The organism is Actinoplanes sp. NPDC089786 (genome assembly GCF_040684855.1).
Lineage (GTDB): Bacteria > Actinomycetota > Actinomycetes > Mycobacteriales > Micromonosporaceae > Actinoplanes.
Window position 1 is genome coordinate 846 of sequence record NZ_JBFBGU010000050.1, and the last position, 20,257, is coordinate 21,102.

16 protein-coding genes are annotated in these 20,257 nt (G+C 70.7%); 1 reads left to right on the top strand and 15 read right to left on the bottom strand.

Annotated elements, in window-relative coordinates; all coding sequences use genetic code 11:
• Positions 1-308: 308 nt before the first annotated feature.
• The 9 genes from AB0O15_RS47005 to murD all read right to left on the bottom strand — a co-directional run bounded on the left by AB0O15_RS47005 (position 309) and on the right by murD (position 11,294).
• On the bottom strand, positions 309-2,009 hold the full coding sequence (locus AB0O15_RS47005; protein WP_364334416.1) for a bifunctional 3'-5' exonuclease/DNA polymerase: 1,701 nt from the start codon (positions 2,007-2,009) through the stop codon (positions 309-311).
• A 29-nt stretch (positions 2,010-2,038) separates the two neighbouring features.
• Positions 2,039-2,950, bottom strand: a complete 912-nt coding sequence (locus AB0O15_RS47010; protein ID WP_364334419.1) for a carbohydrate ABC transporter permease — start codon at positions 2,948-2,950, stop codon at positions 2,039-2,041.
• A gap of 10 nt (positions 2,951-2,960) precedes the next feature.
• Complete coding sequence (locus AB0O15_RS47015; protein WP_364334422.1) at positions 2,961-3,866, bottom strand: sugar ABC transporter permease; 906 nt, start codon at positions 3,864-3,866, stop codon at positions 2,961-2,963.
• A 100-nt stretch (positions 3,867-3,966) separates the two neighbouring features.
• On the bottom strand, positions 3,967-5,364 hold the full coding sequence (gene ngcE / locus AB0O15_RS47020) for an N-acetylglucosamine/diacetylchitobiose ABC transporter substrate-binding protein (RefSeq protein WP_364334425.1): 1,398 nt from the start codon (positions 5,362-5,364) through the stop codon (positions 3,967-3,969).
• Positions 5,365-5,422: 58 nt separating this feature from the next.
• Positions 5,423-6,325 (bottom strand): carbohydrate ABC transporter permease, encoded by a 903-nt coding sequence (locus AB0O15_RS47025; protein WP_364334428.1) that lies wholly within the window; start codon positions 6,323-6,325, stop codon positions 5,423-5,425.
• Positions 6,325-7,305, bottom strand: coding sequence for a sugar ABC transporter permease (locus AB0O15_RS47030; protein ID WP_364334431.1), 981 nt, complete (start codon positions 7,303-7,305; stop codon positions 6,325-6,327). Before AB0O15_RS47030 ends, AB0O15_RS47025 begins: the two co-directional genes overlap by 1 nt.
• A gap of 76 nt (positions 7,306-7,381) precedes the next feature.
• On the bottom strand, positions 7,382-8,677 hold the full coding sequence (locus AB0O15_RS47035) for an extracellular solute-binding protein (RefSeq protein WP_364334434.1): 1,296 nt from the start codon (positions 8,675-8,677) through the stop codon (positions 7,382-7,384).
• A gap of 62 nt (positions 8,678-8,739) precedes the next feature.
• Positions 8,740-9,687: a MurR/RpiR family transcriptional regulator gene (locus tag AB0O15_RS47040; protein ID WP_364334437.1), complete on the bottom strand. Its 948-nt coding sequence runs from the start codon at positions 9,685-9,687 to the stop codon at positions 8,740-8,742.
• 257 nt (positions 9,688-9,944) lie between these two features.
• On the bottom strand, positions 9,945-11,294 hold the full coding sequence (murD, locus tag AB0O15_RS47045) for a UDP-N-acetylmuramoyl-L-alanine--D-glutamate ligase (protein WP_364334440.1): 1,350 nt from the start codon (positions 11,292-11,294) through the stop codon (positions 9,945-9,947).
• 91 nt (positions 11,295-11,385) lie between these two features.
• On the opposite strand from murD, the gene AB0O15_RS47050 reads away from it, so the two are divergent.
• On the top strand, positions 11,386-12,672 hold the full coding sequence (locus tag AB0O15_RS47050; RefSeq protein ID WP_364334461.1) for a hypothetical protein: 1,287 nt from the start codon (positions 11,386-11,388) through the stop codon (positions 12,670-12,672).
• Here the strand turns inward: AB0O15_RS47050 and AB0O15_RS47055 are convergent.
• The 6 genes from AB0O15_RS47055 to AB0O15_RS47080 all read right to left on the bottom strand — a co-directional run bounded on the left by AB0O15_RS47055 (position 12,639) and on the right by AB0O15_RS47080 (position 20,146).
• Positions 12,639-14,648, bottom strand: coding sequence for a prolyl oligopeptidase family serine peptidase (locus tag AB0O15_RS47055; RefSeq protein ID WP_364334443.1), 2,010 nt, complete (start codon positions 14,646-14,648; stop codon positions 12,639-12,641). The genes AB0O15_RS47050 and AB0O15_RS47055 overlap by 34 nt on opposite strands.
• Positions 14,648-16,033: a globin gene (locus AB0O15_RS47060; protein ID WP_364334446.1), complete on the bottom strand. Its 1,386-nt coding sequence runs from the start codon at positions 16,031-16,033 to the stop codon at positions 14,648-14,650. The genes AB0O15_RS47055 and AB0O15_RS47060 overlap by 1 nt, the downstream gene beginning before the upstream one ends.
• A gap of 1,385 nt (positions 16,034-17,418) precedes the next feature.
• Complete coding sequence (locus tag AB0O15_RS47065; protein WP_364334449.1) at positions 17,419-18,573, bottom strand: aminotransferase class I/II-fold pyridoxal phosphate-dependent enzyme; 1,155 nt, start codon at positions 18,571-18,573, stop codon at positions 17,419-17,421.
• A gap of 28 nt (positions 18,574-18,601) precedes the next feature.
• The gene (locus tag AB0O15_RS47070) at positions 18,602-18,742 is read right to left on the bottom strand and encodes a hypothetical protein (protein ID WP_364334452.1); all 141 of its coding nucleotides are present in this window, start codon (positions 18,740-18,742) and stop codon (positions 18,602-18,604) included.
• A complete protein-coding gene (locus AB0O15_RS47075) occupies positions 18,739-19,554 on the bottom strand; it encodes an RNA methyltransferase (RefSeq protein WP_364334455.1) in 816 nt (271 codons plus the stop codon). Before AB0O15_RS47075 ends, AB0O15_RS47070 begins: the two co-directional genes overlap by 4 nt.
• Before the next feature lies 1 nt (position 19,555).
• Positions 19,556-20,146, bottom strand: coding sequence for a dihydrofolate reductase family protein (locus tag AB0O15_RS47080; protein WP_364334458.1), 591 nt, complete (start codon positions 20,144-20,146; stop codon positions 19,556-19,558).
• Between the last annotated feature and the right edge of the window lie 111 nt (positions 20,147-20,257).

Below are 20,257 nucleotides of genomic sequence, written 5' to 3' on the forward strand. Positions count from 1 at the left end.
CGGGGTCCCCCCCCACCCTCGCCGCGCCCGCCGCCCCCCCCCCCCCCCCCACGCCCGCGTCGGCGTTGCCGTCGGCGTCGGCGTCGGCGTCGGCGTCGGCGTCGGCGTCGGCGTCGGCGTCGGCGTCGGCGTCGGCGTCGGCGTCGCACGCGACGACGAGAGACCCGAGCACTCGACGACCATGAAGCCGAGCGAGGCCGGTTACTCGGCATCGACGTTCCACTCGGCGACCAAGACGCCAGATGGAAGCCGAGCGCAACCCGAGCGGAAGCCGAACGCAAGCCCAGCGGAAGCCGAGCGGAAGCCGGTTACTTGGCGTCGGCGTAGCACTCGACGACGGAGACGTCCAAGGGGAAGCGGACCTCGGTGGCGCCGAAGAGGAGGCGGCCGGCTTCGGCGGCGGCCTGCTGGACGGCGGCCACGACCGTGGGGGCCTCGGGCTCGGGGCAGTGGACGACCACCTCGTCGTGGACGAAGAAGACCAGTTCGGCCTTGGTGCCCTCCAAGGCCGTGCGCAGGGACGCCAGCAGGACCAGGGCCCACTCGGCGGCCGTCGCCTGGATGACGAAGTTGCGGGTGAAGCGGCCTCGGGCCCGGCCGGTCGCGCCGCCCTGGGGCAGTTCGGCCGAGCCGGCCTCCTCGGGCGGGTCGAGGCCGTTGTCGCGCCAGGATGACGAGGCCGGCGGGCAGGTTCGGCCGAGCCAGGAGCGGACCAGGCCGCCGGCCTCGCCGGTGCGGGCGGCCGACTCGACGTACTCGAAGGCGGTCGGGTAGCGCTGCCGCAGCACCGCCAGGGCGGGAATGGCGGCGCCGCCGGTCTGGCCGTACATGGCGCCGAGCAGGGCGATCTTGGCCTTGGCGCGGTCGCCGTCGAAGGAGTCGGTGGCCAGGGCGGCGTAGAGGTCGCCGGCCTTGGCCGCGGCGGCCAGGCGAGCGTCGCCGGAGACCGCCGCGAGCACGCGGGGCTCGAGCTGGCCGGCGTCGGCGACCACGAAGCGCCAGCCCTCGTCGGCGACGACCGCGCGGCGGACCACCTTGGGGACCTGGAGCGCTCCCCCGCCGCGGGTGGCCCAGCGGCCGGAGACCACGCCGCCGGGGACGAACTCGGCGCGGAACCGGCCGCCGACCACCCACGCGTCGAGCCACGACCAGCCGTGCGCCGTCCAGATGCGGTAGAGCTCCTTGTATTCCAGGAGCGGTTTGACCGCCGGATGGTCGACGTTCTTCAGCACCCAGGCCCGGGTGTTGGGGATCTCGACGCCCGCGCGGGCGAACGCCTTCACCACCTCGGCCGGAGAGTCAGGATGCAGTCCGCGTACGCCGAAAGCGTCGTTGATCTCGGCCGTCAACGAAGCCAGTCGGCGGGGCGGACCGACCGGCTGCGGCGCGCCGAGCATGTCGCGCAGCAGCTCGTTGTGGATGTCGGCTCGCCAGGGCAGGCCCGCGTGGCCCATCTCGACGCCGAGCAGCGCGCCGGCGTTCTCGGCCGCCACGAGCAGACGGAAGCGGCCGGGCGCGTCGACGGCGGAGAGGCGGGCCTGCTGGTCGGCGTAGGCGCGGACCACGTCGGCCAGGGCGGCCGACGAACCGGACTGCCGGGGGCCGGTGTCGAACAGGAAGCCCTGGCTGAGGCCGGGCGGGTCGGGCTGGTGGGGCGGCGGGTCGGCCGGCACGGGACCGCCGTCGAGGCGGGCGAGCACCGCCGGCAACGCGCGCGGGGCGCCCCAGCGCCCGGCGTACCCCTGCAGGAGAGCCTCGGTGAGCTCGAGGTCGTGGCCGCGCCGGACCCGGACGCCGGCCCGGACCAGCGGCGGGTAGATCTCGGCGGTGGCCGCCCAGACCCAGCGCACCGGCTCGGCCGCCTCGCGTTCTTTCACAAAAACGGCGAGATCGGGCACGTCGAAGGCGGGGCCGGCCGCCGAGCCGTCAGCAAGCAGGGGCTGGAGCCGGCCACCCCCGTGCGTGGCCGGACCCAGCCCCTCTTGAACGGCTATCAGCGGTGGACCCACACCGCCATTCTGGCGGTGAGGTACGACATTTACTTCACGGCGCCCGCGGTCAGACCGGCCTGGATCTGGCGCTGGAAGATCGCGTACACCACGATCATCGGCAGGATCGAGAGCGTGAGCGCGGCGAACAGCGTGGACCACTGCGCCTGGTAACCGGCCGACGTGCTGATGTTCGCGATGCCCTGTGTCAGCACCCACTTGGAGTCGGCGCCCGCGCCCTGCATGATCGCGACCGGTAGCAGGTATTGGTTCCACTGGCCGACGATGTTGAAGATCGTGATGCTGACCAGGCCACTCTTGGCCATCGGCACCATGATCTGGAAGAACTTGCGGGTGTGCGAGGCGCCGTCGACGGTCGCCGCCTCCTCGATCTCCATCGGCAGCGTCTTGAAGAACGCGGCCAGGAAGAACACCGTGAACGGCAGCGAGTAGGCGATGTACACCAGGATCAGCCCGGTGAACGTGTTGATCAGGCCGAAGCCCTTCAGGATGAAGAACAGCGGGACCAGGGCCATGAAGGTGGGGAACGCGAGGCCGCTGACGAACAGGTAGTAGATGAACCGGTTGCCGAAGAACTTGTAGCGGGCCAGCACGTACGCGGCCATCGAGCCGAGCAGCATGGTTCCGGCGGTGCTGACGACCACCACGAAGACGCTGTTCAGGAAGTACTGGCCGACGTGCGCGGTGTTCCAGGCGTCGACGTACGACTGGAACGAGAACGAGCCGGGCAGCCCGAACGGCTGGCCGAGGAAGATCTCGGTGTTGTTCTTGAAGGAGGACAGCACCACCCAGATGAGCGGGCCGGCGGTGGCCAGCGCCCAGATGAACAGGCCGACGTGGGCGAGGCCGCTGAACGCGTTGACCTCGCGCTTGGTGTCCGGCTTGCGCCCGGCCGACGAGGCGGCGGCGGGCGTGGTGGCGGGTGCCTGGGTCGTCGTCATCGCGTACCCCTCACATCTCGACGGCGTCGCGGCGGGTGACCCGGAGGGTCAGCGCGGCGAACGCCAGGGTCAGGATGAACAGCGAGACACCCAGCGCCGAGGCGTAACCGGCCTGGGAGAACTCGAACGCGTTGCGGTAGATCATCATGCTCAGCACCGAGGTGGCGCCGTCCGGTCCGCCGCGCTCCACGCTCATGATGTTGACCAGCGCGAAGCAGTCGAAGGCGGCGATGCCCAGGTAGACCCAGGCGACCTGGATCGTCTGCCAGAGCAGCGGCACGGTGATCCGGAAGAACAGCGTGATCCGGTTGGCGCCGTCGATCGCGGCGGCCTCGTAGATCTCCGGCGAGATCGAGCCCATGCCCGCCGAGAAGAGCACCACGTAGAACCCGACCGACTGCCAGATCAGCACCGCGACGATCGAGATCAGCGCCAGGTTGCCGTCGGCCAGGAACAGGATCGGCTCGGTGCCGGCCGGCAGCAGCCCGTTGATCAGGCCGCTGTCGTCCGGCGAGTAGACCCGGCCGAAGATGACCGCGACGATCGCCAGGGCCAGCAGCTGCGGGAAGAAGAAGATGACCCGGTAGAGCTTCGAACCCCAGACCCCGCGCGTGGTGCCGCCCTTGTGGCCCCCGCCGACGTTCAGCAGGAAGGCGAACACCAGCGCGAGGGCGATCGTCAGGATGGGGAGAACCAGCAGGACGAACAGGTTGTGCTGGATGGACCGCCAGAACAACGAGTCGTTCCACATCGTGACGAAGTTGTCGAAACCGACATACGTGATCGGTCCCAGCCCGGACCAGTCGGTGAACGCGAGCTGGAACGTCTGCACGTACGCCGCGACCACGAAGGTCACGTAGAGCGCCACCGGCACGACAAGGAAACCGATGATGAATGGATACTTGCCGCGCCGCATGACGTCCTTCCTACTGGCCGGCGATGTAACTGACTAGGCCTAGAACTTTTCCAAATTCGCCGCCTGTAGAAGCGCCTCGAAAGCGAATTTGAAAAAGTTCTTAGACGGCCTTCGCGGCCTTGGCGATCCGGGTGACGAACTGGTCGGCGGTGCCGCCGTCGTACATCAGCTGGTTGGTCGCGGCCTGGACCTCGACGTCGAGCTTCTTGTACAGGTCGGGCCAGCGGTAGCCGAAGAAGTCCTTGCCGGCGCCCTTGAGCAGCTCGTTGCCGCTGGTCAGGCCGGGCGAGATGGTCAGGCCGTCGGCCGCGCCCTGCACCACGGTCAGCACCTTGGTCAGCTTGGTGAAGCCGGCCGCGCCCTCCTTGGAGAGCATGTGGCGCAGGTACTCCATACCGCCGCGCGGGTTCTTGCCCTTGCTGGAGGCGTAGTACATCTCGCCGGCCGCCGCGTAGATCGCGGTCTGCGGCAGCTTGTCCGAGCCGGTGACCGACGGGATCGGGATGACCGCGTACTCGAAGCCCTTCGGGGTGTCCTTGGCCTGCTCGTTCTCGAGCCAGGAGCCGCACGGGTAGAAGGCGACCTTGTCCTGGTTCTGCTGCAGCTGGATCTCGGTGTGCTTGAGACCCTTGAACTTCTTGTCGGAGTACTTGGCGCCGATCTCGGCCCACGCGGCGGCGGCCTGCTTGATCGGCTCGGCCTCCCACGCGCCGTCCGCGTTCTCGTCCAGCGCCTTGAGCAGCTCGGTGCCACCGATCTTGGCCGCGCTGGTCAGGATGGCCAGGTACATGTAGTACGGCGCGTTGGCGCCCGGGTACGCGAACGGCGTGATGCCCGCGGCCTTGATGGTGCCGAGCAGCGTGGTGAACTCGGACCAGGTCTTCGGCAGCGTCCAGTTGTTCTTGGTGAACAGCGCCTTGTTGTACCAGAGGCCGTACACCGTGAACGCGTAGTTGAGCACGAACGGCTTGCCGTCGAACAGGCCCTGCTCGTACGCGCCGGGCACCAGGGTGTCCTTGACCGTCTTGCCCGGGATGTCGAGCGACGGGGCGGCGAACAGGTCGGTCAGGTCCTGGGCCTGGCCCGCCTTGACGATGGCGGCCATGTCCATCAGGCCGGCGCCGGCGTTGTTGACCATGTCCGGCGGGTCGCCGGCGTTGATCCGGGGCTGGACGACCTTGCCGATCTCCTGGGTCTCGGAGAACTTGACCTCGGCGGTCGGGAAGGACTTCTTGTACGAGGGGATGTGCACGTCGGTGGCGTACTTGCTGCCCAGGCCGCCGTTGAAGATGATGACCTCGAGCGGGGCCTTCGCGTCGACGCCGAGCGGGTTGGTGGCGCTCTTCGTACCCTCGGCCTGGTCCTGGGTCTTCTCCTCGCCCCCGCCGACGCAGGCGCTCAGCAGGCTCGCCGCCGGGGTGGCCAGCAGGCCCACGGCCGCGGCACGACGCAGCAGGGTGCGCCGGTCGACCTCAGGCCGGGCAAAAATTTCGCTCATCGTTACTCCTCGCTGATGGTGCGCGTTCTTTCGTACGGAAAAAGGGGTTTGGTGCTGGTCAGCCCTTCACCGCGCCGGCGGTGAGGCCGGTCGCGATGTTGCGCTGGATGATGAGGAAGAAGATCACCACCGGGATCGCGGTCAGGATCGACCCGGCCATCAACGGTCCCCAGAACGTCCCTCGTTGCGTCTGGTTCTGCAGCAGCCAGGCCATCAGGTTCTGCTGGGCCTGATCGTTGAACGTGTTGATGATGATGAACTCGTTCCACGCTTGAATGAAGCCGTACACGGACGTTGCGACCAAACCGGGACCCGTGAGCGGCAGGATGATCCGCCAGAACACCTGTGCGCGCGTGCACCCGTCGATCAACGCGGCCTCGTCGAGCTCGCGCGGGATCCCGGAGATGAAACCACGAAGCGTCCAGACGGTGTACGGCAGGATCAGCACGATATAGACGATGATCACCCCAGGCAGCTCCTTGGTCCGCCCCAGTCCCTGCATCATCAGGTAGAGCGGAATGAGGAGCGCGACCAGCGGCACCATCTGCACGCCGAGGACGATCAGGATGATCGCCTTGCGGCCGTAGAACTGGAACCGGGCGATCGCCAGCGCGGCCAGGAAGCCGACCACGATCGCGCCGGCCACCGCACCGAGCGTGATGATCACGCTGTTCAGCAGGTCCTGCTGGAAGAACGGCGCGTTGAAGGCCGACTTGAAGTTGTCGAACGTCGGGCTCATCGGCACGAACGTCGGCTCGAACCGGAGGATCTCGTTCGACGGCTTGAACGCGGTGTTCAGCACCCAGTAGACCGGGAACGCCATCACCACGATGAATCCGATGGCGGCCAGGTTCGCGAACAGTGTTCCGGCCCCGCTGCGGCCGACCGTGACGGTGTCGCTGTCGATCGGGCGGCGGCGGCGGCGTTTGCGTACCGGGACGACGGGGGCGACGGCGGCCATCAGTCCACGTCTCCGATCTTGAACATCTGACGGATGTAGAACACCATCACCGCGGCCAGCAGGATCACGGTGATCACCGAGATGGCCGAGCCGAGGCTGTAGTTGTTGGTCTTGAAGGCGGTGCTGTACGCGTACGTGGCCAGCGTCTGGTAGTCGGAGCTGGGCCGGCCGTCCCGCATCACCCAGGGCTGGGTGAACAGGCCGAAGTTCCAGATCACCGACAACGTGGTCACGATGACGATCAGCTGTTTCAAGATCGGCAGCGTGATGTTACGGAACGCCTGCCAGGGCGAGGCGCCGTCGACCGTGGCCGCCTCGAGCAGTTCCTTGGGCACCTGGGTGAGGCCGGCGTTCAGCGTGATCGCGATGAACGGGATGCCCGCCCAGACGACCAGCGCGGTGATCACCGACCAGCCCTCGAGCGGCTCGGCGAACCAGCTGTGGCTCTCGTAGTCCAGGCCGAGCAGCGTGAGCAGGTAGTTGATCACGCCGAAGTCGGCGTCGACCAGCCAGCGGAAGATCTGCGTGGCGACCAGCTGGGGCATCGCCCAGACGAACATCATCACGACGATCATCGCGATCCGGAGGCTCGGCGCGACCCGGCGCATCAACATCGCCACGCCCAGGCCGATGACCACGGTGAGCGCGACCGAGACCACGGTGAAGATGGTGGTCCGCAGGGCCACGGTCCAGAACACGCTGTCGGTGAGGGTCCTGGTGTAGTTGTCGAGGCCGACCCACGGCGGGGTGAGCCCGTTGAACAGCTCCCGCAGCCGCATGTTCTGGAACGACAGCACGATCATCCGGACCATCGGATAACCGAGCAGGGCGAACAGCAGGAACAGCGCCGGGAGCGCGAGCCCGTACGGCACGAAGCCACCGGACCTGCTCGAACGCCGCTTCCGCCGGACGTGCGCGCCCGGCGCCGGCGGGCCGGGCGGGGTGGGCCGCGTCGGTGCGGACGGTGAGGCGACGGACATCGGATCCCTTCCTCTCCTCAAGGAGTCACCGGTGCGCCGCCCGCCCGCGTCAGGGACGAGCGGGCGGCGCCGGTGGTCAGCTGTTGAGGATGGTGTTGATCTGGTCGTCGGCCTTCTTGGTCGCGTCCGCGACGGTGGCCTTGTCGGTGGCGATGCTGACCAGCATCTGCTGGATCACGTTGGCCGACTCGACCTCGGCCCACTTCGGCGCCATCGGGACGAAGAAGCTGCTCTTCGCGGCCTGAGCGCTGGCCTCGTTGCCCTCCTTGGCGGCGGCCTTGTCGAGCAGGCTGGTCGCGTTGGGCAGGGCACCCTTGTCGATCAGGAGCTCCTGCGACTTGCTGTCGGTGAAGATCTTGATCCACTGCGCGGCCAGCTCGGGGTTCTGCGCCTTGGCGGTGATGCCCACGTTCGAGCCACCGAGGAAGGACGGAACCTCGGGCATGGCGACCGTGGCGACCTTGCCGGCCACCTTGGTCTTGACCTTCTCCGACGCCGGGTCGTTGGGGTCCTTCGGCTGCTCCTGCGCCGCGCCGGCCTCCCAGCCCGCGCCGTACATCATGCCGCTCTGACCCTGCGCGAAGATCGCGGCCTGGTCCTGCTCGTTCTTGGTCTTGTCACCGGAGGAGAAGGTGGTGATCTCCTTCCAGTTGGTCAGACCCTCCTGCACCTTGGGGTCGGACAGGGTGCCGACCCACTTGTCGCCCTCCTGCTTGGCGATCGTGCCGCCCTTGCTGACCGCCCAGGCCAGGCCCATGTACTGGTGCTGGCCGGGGGCGTAGAAGGCGGAGAACTTGGGCCCGGGGTTCTTCTGCTTCAGCGCCTTGGCCGCGGCGACCACATCGGCGTACGTCTTCGGGGGCTGGACGCCGGCCTTGGTGAACAGGTCGGTGTTGTAGACCAGGACGCGGGCGCCGGCGTAGTAGGGCACGCACCAGGTCTTGCCCTCGAACTCGCACGGCGCGGAGAGGCCGGTCAGCCAGTCCTTCGAGTTCTCGTACTGGGCCTTGTCGAGCTCGTGGAAGGCGCCGTTGAAGACGTACTTGGGCATCTCGGTGTTGCCGAGCTCCATCACGTCCGGCACGTCGGAGCCGGCCAGCGTGGCGTCGACCTTGGCCAGGTGGTCGCCCCACTGCTGGTAGTCGATCTGCACCTGGGCGCCGGTGGCCGCGGTGAAGCGCTCGTTGGCCTGGTCGACGACGTTCTTCCAGCCGGACTGGGCGTCGACCATGAGCCAGACCTTGAGGGTCTTGCCCTTGCCGTCGACCGACGCGTTGGCGTCCGGCGTACCGCTGGTGCTGCCGTCGTTACCGCACGCGGCGGCGAGCAGCGTGGCGGTGAGTGCCGCGGCGAGCGCGATCTTGCGCTTCACGGTTCCTCCAGAGGGGTCTTGTGGGGTGCGCGATTTATGTGGGGTGGACATCAGGTGTTTGTTCATGGCGTTGCGGTCCCGTCCTTGGCGGCTTTGTGTCCGCTGACGGCCTGGGCGGTGCGCTGGAACGCGGCGTGCGAACGTTCGTGGGTCCGCTGCGCGACGGCGACGTAGAGAAGATCGAGGACGACCAGCTGCGGGTGCCGCGCGGAGAGCGCGTCCGGCCGGAAGGTGGTCGCCTGGGTGGCGGTGACCAGCACGATGTCGGCGAGTTCGGCCAGCGGCGAGCGCGGGAAGCTGGTCAGCGCGATCGTGCTGGCGCCGCGGCTGCTGGCCTCGGCCAGCAGCTCGATGGTCTCGCCGGTCTCGCCGGAGTGCGAGATGCCCAGCGCGACGTCGCCCGGGCGGGCGAGCGCGGCGCTGGCCAGGCCGTTGTGCACGTCCGTCCAGGCCCAGGCGGGCACCCCGATGCGGTGCAGGCTGAACTGCATCTCCTCGCCGACCAGGGCGCTGCCGCTGGCGCCGAAGATGTTCACCCGGGTGGCCGCGGCGATCGCGCCGGCCGCCCGCTCGACCTCGGCCAGGTCGAGCAGCTCGGCGGTGTCGTGCATGGCGCGGGTGTCGGCGGCCATGATCTGGCCGAGGACGCGCTCCAGCGGATCGCCGGGCTGGATCTCCCGGCCGATGTCGACGGTCCAGCCGGCCGACCGGGCCCGGCCGGTCTCGGCGGCGATGCCCAGCCGCAGGTCCGCGTACCCGTCGAAGCCGAGCGCCCGGCAGAACCGGGTGACCGTCGCGGGCGAGGTGCCGCTGCGCTCGGCCAGCTCGACGATCGTGGCGCGGGAGGCGGCGGCCGGGTCGGTGAGCACCTGATCGGCGACTCGCTGCAGGGCGCCGGTGAACTCCGGGAGCAGGGTCCGGACGCGTACCAGGACGCCGTCCGAGCCGTTCAGCCCCGGGGCCGTGACGACTACGGCTGGTGCCGCGCCGTCCACCGCCGGCTCGACCATGTGGCCCCGCCCTTCAGGAAGGAGTGTTAACTGTCGCGGTAAAAGTTCTTACTAAAGACCCCCCTGTGTCAAGAATCTGGTTCAAGTTTTCAAACCGTTACCTGAACGAAGGCCCGGCAACCGCGCCGATTCACCCACATGAATCCGGAAACCTTCCTTACCGCAGGAAGGCGAGGTTCGACCGGGTACGCCAGGGTTTGGGATCGGCCGAACGCCCGATGGGCTCGAAGCCGATCAGATGAAAGATGCGACCGGGGTCACACCGCGCTGTCGCGGATGGCCTGCACGAACACCTCGGAGCGGTGCTCGAAGTTGCGGTACCGCCCGTAGCTGGGCGCGGCCGGCGAGAGCAGCACGACGCCACCCTCGGGCGTGAGCTCGCGGGCCAGGCGCACCGCGGCCGGCAGGTCCTCGGCCTCCTCGGTGCGCACGGCGGGCAGGCCGGCCAGCTCGGCCAGGATGCGCGGGCCGCTGTCCGGGAGGCCGATCACGGTCAGCTCCAGATCGCGCAGGTGCGCGCGCAGCGGCGCGTAGTCGAGGCCACGGTCGGTGCCGCCGACCAGCACGGTCAGCGGCCGGCCCAGGTAGGCGTCGATCGCGTGCATGGCGGAATAGGGGCTGGTCGACAGGGTGTCGTCGACGAAGGTCAGCCCGGACGGGTCCTCGATCTCGGCCAGCCGGTGGGGCAGGCCCTGGTAGGACCGCACCGCGGCGGCGACCTCGGGCGCGTACACATCGAGACCCAGGCCGTCGAGCACCGCGAGCGCGACACAGAGATTGCGCCCGTTGTGCACGCCGCGCGGCTTGAAGTCGGCGCGCGCGAACAGCGCGTCGTCGCCGCACCACACCTGGCCGTCCGCCTCGACGCGGAAACGGGAGTCATCGGCGCCGGCCGGCACCGGGGCGAACTTGCTCGCGTCGGTGACCCCGGCGACCTCACGCATGAGGCGGTCGTCGGCCGCGTTCACGACGATCAATTCCGGACTGTGGGCGAGGATGTTGAGCTTGTCACGGTAGTACTCGCGCTCGCCGCCGTGTGCGTCCAGGTGTTCCGGGAACAGCGAGGTGACCACGGCCACCCGGGGCGAGTCGGCCAGGTCGGCGCACTGGTAGCTGGAGAGCTCGAGCACGTAGAGCTCGGCGGGCGGCAGATCGAGCAGCGGGACCCCGATGTTGCCGCCGAACACGTTCGGCCGGGACACCGCGGCCAGCAGGTGGCTGATCAGGCTGGACGTGGTGCTCTTGCCCTTCGACCCGGTCACGCCCACGGTGCGGCCGGCGTGCTCGGCCATCCACAGCGCGCTGCCGCCGGTGATGGTGATGCCACGGGTACGCAGCTCAGCCATCCACGGGTGGGTCTGTGGCACACCGGGCGACCGCACCACCACGTCGGCCGCCATCAGCGCGGCCTGCGCGTGGTCGCCGCCGGCCAGCGGGGCCAGGGTGGCCAGCTCGCCCTCCCACGGGATGGAGAGGAAGTTGGCGCTGTCGTCCACGGCGAGCAGCCGCGCCGGCCCGTGCGGGGCGATCGCGGTGACCGCCGCCCGGCCCTCCCGGCCCGTACCCCAGACGGCGACGGACTTGCCCTTCAGGTCTGCGAGACGCACTGGGGAATCCTTCCGTGGGGGTGCGCATTAGTATTGCCGCCGGTCCGACGACGGGAGTATGCGGGTGGCTCAGGAATACACGGCGCTGCGGATGACCTCGCGTGAGGTCGACACCGCGACCGGCGTGGTCAAGCTTGGCTACCTGCTCGAGGGCGACCAGCCGGAGGCCTTCACCGAGACCGTCACCTTCCCGCCCGGCGAGACCCGGCGAGCGACCTTCGACCGGACGCTCGACCTGCTGCACGTGGTGGCCGGGGTCAGCTACTACAAGGTCGGCGCCCCGCCCCAGGTGATCACCTCCACCCCCGTCGGGCCCGCGGCCCAGGCGTTCTTCGACGCCGTCTACACCGACGGGCTGGCCGAGTACGCCTACCGCAACCAGCTGCCCCACGTGCTCGGCCTCAAGGTTGCCACCCCGGCCGGCTCCGTGCCGCCGATCGGCGCGACCGACAACTCGGGCGGGCGCCCGCTCTCGGCCGTCGGCGGCGGCAAGGACTCGATCGTCACGCTGGAGATCCTGCGCGACGCCGGCTTCGACCCGGTGCCGTTCTCGGTGAACCCCAACCCGGTCATCGCCAGCGTCAACGAGGCGTCCGGCCTCCCCGCCCTGGCCGCCCGCCGCAAGCTCGACCCGCGGCTGTTCGAGCTGAACTCGGCCGGCGCCCGCAACGGCCACATCCCGGTCACCGCGATCAACTCGCTGATCGCGATCGCCACCGCGGCCTGGCACGGGCTCGGCCCGGTGGTGATGTCCAACGAGCGCTCGGCCAGCGACCCGAACCTGATCTGGAACGGTCACGAGGTCAACCACCAGTGGTCCAAGGGCGAGACCGCCGAGGGGCTGCTGCGCGAGGCCGTCCGGGAACACGTCGGCCTGACCGAGCCCTACTTCTCGTTCCTGCGGCCGCTGTCCGAGCTGCGGATCGCCGAGCTGTTCGCCGCCCACACCCGCTACGACGACGTGGTGACCAGCTGCAACCAGGCGTTCAAGCTGCACGACCCGACGGCCCGCTGGTGCGGCGACTGCCCCAAGTGCCGGTTCGTCTTCCTGGCCATGGCGCCGTTCATGCCGTACGAACGGCTCGTGCACATCTTCGGGCACGACCTGTTCGCCGACCCGGCCCAGCTGCCCGGCTACCGGGAGCTGCTCGGGCTCGACGCGCACAAGCCGTTCGAGTGTGTCGGCGAGGTCGAGGAGTCGGTCGTGGCGCTGTCCATGCTCGATCACCCCTCGCCGGTGGTCGACGCCCTCCGCGCCGAGATCCCCGCGGCCGGCTTCGCGACCGCGCTGGCCGACCGCGCCGAGGTGCTCGCGGCGGCCAAGATCGGCTTTCTGCCGCCGCGCTACGCCGACGCCCTGTCAGCCGCTCTGAGGTAGTTCGACAAAAACGACAATTCGTCGGCGGCCAGCTCGACGTCACGGGACACCGCCCGGGTCGAGTGGCCGACGCCCACCTCGCGGCGGATCAGGATCGGCGCCGGGCCGGCCGTGTCCCGCTGGAGCAGCGCGCACATCTTCCGGGCGTGCATCGTGTCGACCCGGGTGTCGCCCTCGAAGACGGTGAACAGCACCGCCGGATAGGCCGTCCCCGGGCGCACGTGGTGGTACGGCGAATAGGCCCGCAGCCACCGGAACTCATCAGGGTCGGCGACCGTGCCGTACTCCCCGTTCCAGTACTCGCCCAGCCCGAACCGCTCGTACCGCAGCATGTCCAGCAGCGGCGCCGAGCAGACGGCGGCGCTCCACTTCGACGGATGCTGGGTGACCGCCGCACCGACCAGCAGGCCGCCGTTCGAGCCGCCCCGGATGCCCAGCTGCTCCCGGGTCGTCACGCCCTGGTCGACCAGCCAGTCCGAGGCGGCCGCGAAGTCGTCGAACACGTTCTGCTTGTGCTCACGCATCCCGGCCCGGTGCCACTCCTCGCCCTCCTCGCTGCCGCCCCGCAGGTTCGCCACCGCGTACACACCGCCGCGCGCGACCCACGCCTGGATGGACGCCGAATAGCCCGGGGTGATGGAGATGTTGAAGCCGCCGTAGCCGTACAGGATGGTCGGCCGGGGCGCCGCGTCCTCGGCGTCGGCCGGGGAGATGACGAACATGTGCACCGGCGTGCCGTCGTACGACCGGTAGACGACCTGGCGCGTGGTCACCGCCGTGTCCGGGGCGCCGGGCGGACGGGCGTACACCTCGGATCGGCCGGTGACAACGTCGGCGTGGAGCACGTAGGCCGGGGTGGTGAAGTCGGTCCAACCCACCCACACATCGGTGCCGGTACGGCGGCGGGTGAGCGTGGTGACCGTACCCGGGCCGGGCAGGTCGAGCCGGCGCACCTCGCGGCCTTCGTCGAGGTCGTGCACGCTGACCTCGCTGACCGCGTGGCGGGAGCGGACCGCCACGATCAGCCCCTCGTCGGCCAGCACCTCGGCGTCGACCAGCACCGCCTCCGGATCCTCGGGCAGCACCTCGCGCCGCTCGCCGTCCACCCAGCGGCACAGCCGCCACCGCGGCGCGTCCAGGTTGGTGAGCAGCCACAGGTCGCCACGGGAATCGAAGTACGGCTGGGAGATCGCGTCTTCCCCCAGGCTGACCGGGGTCATCATGCCGTCGCCGGGCACGCCCAGCCAGACGTCGTTGCGGGCGTCGGTGCCGCGGAACGCCGACACGGTCAGCCATCGGCCGTCGTCCGAGGTGGACACGCCCAGGTTCGTGGCGCGGGGCAGCCCGTCGCCGAAGACCAGCTCGTCCGACTCCGGGTCGTGGCCCAGCTCGTGCCGATAGAGCCGCTGCCGCAGCCAGCGCTCCTCGTCCGACTCGTCGGTGGTCAGGTAACGCGGGTAGTAGAACGAGCGGCCGCCGGGCAGCCAGGCGATCGACGGGTGCCGGGTACGCCCGATCGGACCGTCCACGATGTCACCGGTGGTCACGTCCAGCACCCGGATGGTCGCCCACTCGGTGCCACTCTCGCTCAGCGCGTACGCCAGCAGGTCGCCCTCCTTGGACGGCGACCAGGCGTCCAGCACGGTCTTGCCGGTCGGGTCGACGGCGCCCGGGTCGACCAGCACCCGCTCCTCCCCCGACGGCTCGGTGACCAGCAGCACCGCGTGGTCCTGGCCCGGGTCGCGCCGGGTCGAGAACGCCCGATCGCCCCGCCACCAGGGCGTGCTGACCGAGCCCACCCGGAACAGCTTCTCCAGGCCGGCGGACCACTCGCCGCGATCGGCCCAGCCGTCGCGGGCGGCCGCGAACCGCGCGTCCTGCTCGACGGACCAGGCCTCCGTCTCGGGATCCTCGGCGTTCTCGAGCCGGCGGAACGGGTCGTCGATCGGCTCACCGTGGATCTCGTCGACCGTCATCAGCCCTCCGGGGCGTCGTGGTGGATGCGCTCGGGGGCCACCCCGAGCACTTGCAGCGCGGCGCTTGTGGCGGTCAACATCACCGGCGGTCCGGCCAGGAAGGCATCGGCCTCCGACCATTCCCCGTACGCCGCGATCGCATCCGTCACCAGGCCCGAAGCGTACTGACCGGAATCACCCTCGGAAACGACGGGAACGACGGTCGCCCTCCGGCAAGCGCGGGCGATTCGCGCGATGTCGTCGATGTCGTAGAGCTCGTCCAGATCGCGTACGCCCCAGAACAGCACCGCCGGCCGCGGATCGCCGGTCGCGGCCAGCTCACCCAGCATCGCCTTGAGCGGCGCGACCCCCGTGTCACCGGCCACCAGCAGCAGAGCCCGCGAGCCGCGCGGCACGCCCATCGCGCCCTCCGGCCGGCTGAACCGCACCTGATCACCCGGGTCCGTCCGATACACGAGGGTCCCCGACACACCCGTCTCGGTCTTCGCGCGGACGTGCAGCTCGATGATGTTGTCCCGGCCGGCCAGCGAGTACGGCCGCCACACCCCCGGCACCTCGCCCACCTCGATCCGGGCGTACTGCCCCGCCCGCCACGGCATCGGCAGGTACGGCCGGATCCGCACCACGGCCAGATCGGGCCGCCGCACCTCGTGCGACACCACCTCGGCCAGCCACGTCACCGGCTGGTAGCGCGCCACCTCGGCGCCGTGCCCGACCCACTCGTGCACGTGCTGCCAGGTGCTCCGCCAGGCCTGGTCGAAATCCTGCCGCCACCCGTTCGCGGCCATCCCCTGCCGCATCGCCTCGGCCAGCGCCGCCCCCACCAGCTGCAGCTGCGCCGGCTGGATCCCGCATTCGGCCAGCACCCCGCCGAGCTGCACACACCCCGCCACCAGCACGGGCGGATTGTCGAGGTTGTGCACCAGCCAGGTGAGCGCCTGCGCGAGCTGCTCCCGCTGGGTCAGCGGCGTGCCCGGCAGCAGCGGCAGGAGCTGCGGCTGCGCCAGCAGGATCGTGGCCCGCAGCCGGGTCGCCACCTCGTCGGTGCCGCCGGCCAGGCTCAGACTGTTGCTGAGCAGCCGCTGCACTTCCTTCAGCGCGGCGTCGTCGGCCGGGTCCATGCCGTCGGCGCCCGCCGGCGGCGGTGCGAGATCAGGCTTACTTCCCACCTGGGGTACGCCGGGAAGCAGCACGCCCGGCGTCACCGGCTCCGGGTACTGCCCCGGCACCGGCCGCCCGACCGCCGACAGCGCCGAAACCGGATCCACCGACACCGGCCCCGTGGAGACCACCGAGCCGTGGCCCGGATGCGGAATCGGGGTGCCGCCCTGAACCGGGCGCACGGACGACGCCCACGGGATCGGGACGCTCTCGCCTTCGGGCACGCTCGGCAGCCCGTGGGGCGCGCCACCGGCCGGAATCCCCGGTTGGCCTGTCCCCGGTTGCGCCGCCCCTGGCAGCCCCGCTCCTGGTTGCACCGCTCCTGGCAGGCCCGACCCTGGTTGCCCGAGGCCGGGCTGGCCGGGACCCGGCTGCCCTGGGCCCGGCTGGCCGGGGGTTGGTTGCGCGGGGTTCGGTTGCGGTGTGCCCGGTTGTGCTGTGCCGGGTTGGGTTCCCGGCTGAGGCATGCCTGGCTGCGCGATGGTCGGCCACGGCCGGCCCTGGACCGGGGTGGGCAGGGTCGGCGCCGGCCGCGGCACCAGCGCGCCCGGGTTGATGGCGCCGGGACCCGGCATGATCGTCGGTCCGCCCGCGGGATGGGGGACTCCCGCGCCGCCGGCCGGCGACTGAGTTCCGGCTGGTCCGGGGTAAGGCTGGGTTCCAGCTGGTCCGGGGTAAGGCTGGGTTCCGGCCGGCCCTCGGAGGCCCGGGAACGGCTGGAACGGGGCGCCGGACCGCGGCCCATAGGTGGTCGGCAGCCTCGGATCGCCGGACGCCGGTGTGAACGTGTCACCCTCCGGCGCCTGCGGCGGCGGGTTCGGCGCGACCGGCGAGACCCCTTGACCACCCGGCGGCGAAGGGATCGGAAGAAGCCGGCCCGGAGGCCCCGGCAGATTCGCACCACCCGGTGTCGGCCCCGCCACCGGCATCCCCGGAATCGGCGGCGCCCCTGGCGGCCGCTGCTGCGGACGTCCTTCCGGGCTGATCGAGACCTCGCGACCGCCGGCCGGCACCGACTCGTGCTGGGGATCGACCGAGGGGACGGCACCGGCCGGATGGTCCTCGACCGGGTCGTGAGCGGACTGGGCGAACGGATCCGCGTTCGCCGGCCGGCCCGGCCCGGCATCCTGCGCCATGGAGGGCTCCGGGCCGGACGGCAGCCCCAGGCGCTCGGCCGACGGAAGCTCCGGGGGCGGCGGACCGGCGGGCATCGGCCGGGCGGACCCCGGCTCGCTCGGCCGGCGGAAGGCGGCTTCGACATCGGCGGCGCCGGCCGCGGCGGCCTCAGGATGGGCCGCACGGAGGCGGATGGCCCTGAGCAGGGCCAACAGATGCGGGTCGGAGCCGGACGACACCCTGCACACCCCCGGATCGGCCGGTGAACATGAACAGTACAACCGTACTGCCGTCGCGGGCGGCGCGCCGCCGACCCGGACACAGCGGCCTTCGGACACGCCGTCGCCCACCACCCCCACCTGCCCCACCCAGCACCGGCAGCCCCGGCCCCTGCTCTGAGCAAAGGCGCTGTCGGGACGGGGCGGTCGTCTGGAGCAAGAGCGATCGGCGCGCGGGTGCGGCCGCCCGGGGGCAGAGGTGCTGAGGTGGCGCGTTACGAGGTGGCGGTCAGGGCAGTGGCCAGGCGGGCGGTGGCTTCGTCGAGGACGTGGGGGCCGGTGCCGAAGTTGAGTCGCACGTGGCCGGCGCCGGCGGCGCCGAAATGCAGGCCGGGTTCTACGCCTACGCGGGCTCGGTCGAGGAAGAGGCGCTCGGGGTTGTCGTCGCCCAGCTTGCGGCAGTCGAGCCAGGCCAGGTAGGTCGCCTGGGGCGGGTGCCAGGAGAGGGCGGGGAGGCGGTCGCGCAGCAGGGTGGCCAGTTGGGTGCGGCGAGCGTCGAGGGTGTGCAGCAGTTGGTCCAGCCATGGGCCGCCGTCGCGGAAGGCGGCGATGGAGGCGATGGCGCCCAGGTGGCCGGTGCGCCAGCGGGCGTCGGGTGGGAAGGAGGCCACGGCGGCGGCCATCCGGGCCGAGGCGGTCACCACGGCGGCGCATTTCAGGCCGGCCAGGTTGAAGGCCTTGCTGGCCGAGACCACGGCCACGGCCACGTCGGCGGCGCCGGGCAGGGACAGGATGGGGGTGAACGTCGCTCCGGGCAGGGTCAAGGGGGCGTGGATCTCGTCGCTGACGATGACCACCCGGTAGCGGTCGGCCAGGCGGATCAGGGCGGTCAACTCGTCGGCGGTGTGGGCCCGGCCGACGGGGTTGTGGGGGTTGCTGAGGACGTACACGGCGGGGTGTTGTTGGAAAGATCTTTCGATGGCGGGCAGGTCGAGGCGGTAGCCGGCGTCGTCCAGATGCAGCGGGACCTCGAAGGTGCGGACGCCGGCCTCGGGGGTCCAGTCGAAGAACGGCGGGTAGACCGGCGGGCTGATCGCCACCATGTCGCCGGGGCGGGTGAAGACCCGCAGCAGCTCGACCACGCCGACGCCGACGTCGGTGATGGCGGTGACCGAGGCGGGGTCGAGCTGCCAGCCCCAGCGGGCGGCGGCGAACCCGGCGAACGCCTCACCCAGCTCGGGCTCGGCCGACGAGTAGCCGACGTCGGACGCGTCGACGGCCTCGCGCAGTGCGGCCTGCACGGGCGGGGCCAGCGCGAAGTCCATCTCGGCGACGTGCAACGGGACGACGCCGGCGGGGAACTTCCGCCACTTGGCACTTCGCCGTCGGGCCAACTCGGACAATGGCGCCACGGGCAGTTCGTCGGTCATGCCCTTCATCTTGCCGGTCCGACAGCCGCTAAACGACCGCCGCGAGGCGATGAACGACGGTGGGTACGCCGTCCTCCAGATAGTCCAGGGCGGGGTCGTGGGTCATGCCCAGGCGGGTCATCACGGCGCGGGAACGGTGGTTGGCCGCCGCCACCTCGACCGCCATCACGCGATCTCGTCGTCGTCGCGGCCGAGTTCCCAGAACGCCACGGCGGCGGCCGCGGCGACGTTGAGGGAGTCGACGTTGCGGCGCATCGGGATCTTGACCGGCACGTCGCTGGCCGCGAGCGCCTGGCGGGACAGGCCGGGTCCCTCCGCGCCCAGCAGCAGGGCGGAGCGTTTGCGCTGGTCGGCCGTCAGGAGGTGGAGCGGGACGGCGGCCGGGTCGGGGGTCATCGCGAGCACGGTGAAGCCGGCCTCGCGGACCTGGGCCAGGCCGGCCGGCCAGGGCTCGATGCGGGCGTACGGCACGGCGAAGACCTCGCCCATCGACACCCGGACGGCGCGCCGGTAGAGCGGGTCGGCGCAGGTCGGCGAGAGCAGCACCGCGTCGACGCCGAGCGCGGCGGCGTCCCGGAAGACCGCCCCGATGTTGGTGTGGTTGTTGATGTCCTCCAGCACGGCCAGGCGCCGGGCCGAGGCGATCAGATCGTCCGCCGTACGCAGCGGACGCCGGTGGAACGAGGCGAGCACCCCGCGGTGGACGTGGAAGCCGGTGACCTGTTCGAGGACGGCGGGCGTGGCGGCGTAGACGGGCGCGTCGCCGGGCAGGTCGGCCAGCTGGTCCACGCGCTTGGCGTCGATCAGGTAGGACCGGGGGTGGTAGCCGGCCCGCAGCGCCCGGCGCAGCACCAGCTCACCCTCGGCGATGAAGAGCCCGTGCGGCGGCTCCCACTTGGTGCGCAGGTCGAGGTCGGTGAGGGCGCGGTAGTCGCCGAGGCGCTCGTCGGCGGCGTCGGTGATCTCGTGTACCTGGGGCACGTCAGTCGACGCGGTAGGTCAGGTGGGTGGCGTGGGCGGACGGGCGTACCTGGATCTGCCGGAGCGACCGGGGTGTGCCGCCCGCGAAGAGCGGGGTCCCGCGGCCGAGGATGACCGGCGACAGGTGCAGCTTGAGCTCGTCGAGCAGGCCCAGGTCGAGGGCGCCGCGAATGACCTCGCCGCCGCCCATGATGACCACGTCGCGGTCGTCGGCCATCGCGGCGGCCTTGGAGACGGCGCTGCCGATGCCGTCGATGACGAAGGTGAACCGGTCGGCGGACAGGCGCATGTCGTCCGGCGGCGTCCGGGTCACCACGAGCACCGGCTGGGTCCCGGCCTCGGAGGCGCCGTAGCCGACCTCGTCGGACCAGCCGCCGGGGCCGTCGATGATGTCGAACAGCTTGCGGCCCATGATGATCACGCCGGTGGCAGCGGTCGACTCGCTCAGCACCGCCCGGTCGACCGTGTCGTTCGAGAACGCCCAGGTGTGCAGGCCTTCGCCGCCGTCGCCCAGCCCGTTCTCGAGGCCGGGGTTCGGCCCGGTCACGAAGCCGTCGAGCGAGACCGAGATGTCACCGATGACCTTTGGCATGCCTGGCAGCATGCCACGGGGCTAGTCCCTGTCGCCTCTGGCGAGGTGGCCCGTTCCGGGCTGAAAATGGGTGTTGGTCGCTCGCTGACGTCGTGTCTCCTTGATCCGTAC

What these genes read in the sequence shown, in the direction of transcription:
- AB0O15_RS47030 (WP_364334431.1), bottom strand. Translation starts at nt 7,305, where the DNA reads ATGTCCGTCGCCTCACCGTCCGCACCGACGCGGCCCACCCCGCCCGGC.
- AB0O15_RS47015 (WP_364334422.1), bottom strand. Translation starts at nt 3,866, where the DNA reads ATGCGGCGCGGCAAGTATCCATTCATCATCGGTTTCCTTGTCGTGCCG.
- AB0O15_RS47050 (WP_364334461.1), top strand. Translation starts at nt 11,386, where the DNA reads ATGACCTCGCGTGAGGTCGACACCGCGACCGGCGTGGTCAAGCTTGGC.
- AB0O15_RS47055 (WP_364334443.1), bottom strand. Translation starts at nt 14,648, where the DNA reads ATGACGGTCGACGAGATCCACGGTGAGCCGATCGACGACCCGTTCCGC.
- ngcE (WP_364334425.1), bottom strand. Translation starts at nt 5,364, where the DNA reads ATGAGCGAAATTTTTGCCCGGCCTGAGGTCGACCGGCGCACCCTGCTG.
- AB0O15_RS47025 (WP_364334428.1), bottom strand. Translation starts at nt 6,325, where the DNA reads ATGGCCGCCGTCGCCCCCGTCGTCCCGGTACGCAAACGCCGCCGCCGC.
- AB0O15_RS47065 (WP_364334449.1), bottom strand. Translation starts at nt 18,573, where the DNA reads ATGACCGACGAACTGCCCGTGGCGCCATTGTCCGAGTTGGCCCGACGG.
- AB0O15_RS47040 (WP_364334437.1), bottom strand. Translation starts at nt 9,687, where the DNA reads ATGGTCGAGCCGGCGGTGGACGGCGCGGCACCAGCCGTAGTCGTCACG.
- AB0O15_RS47010 (WP_364334419.1), bottom strand. Translation starts at nt 2,950, where the DNA reads ATGACGACGACCCAGGCACCCGCCACCACGCCCGCCGCCGCCTCGTCG.
- AB0O15_RS47080 (WP_364334458.1), bottom strand. Translation starts at nt 20,146, where the DNA reads ATGCCAAAGGTCATCGGTGACATCTCGGTCTCGCTCGACGGCTTCGTG.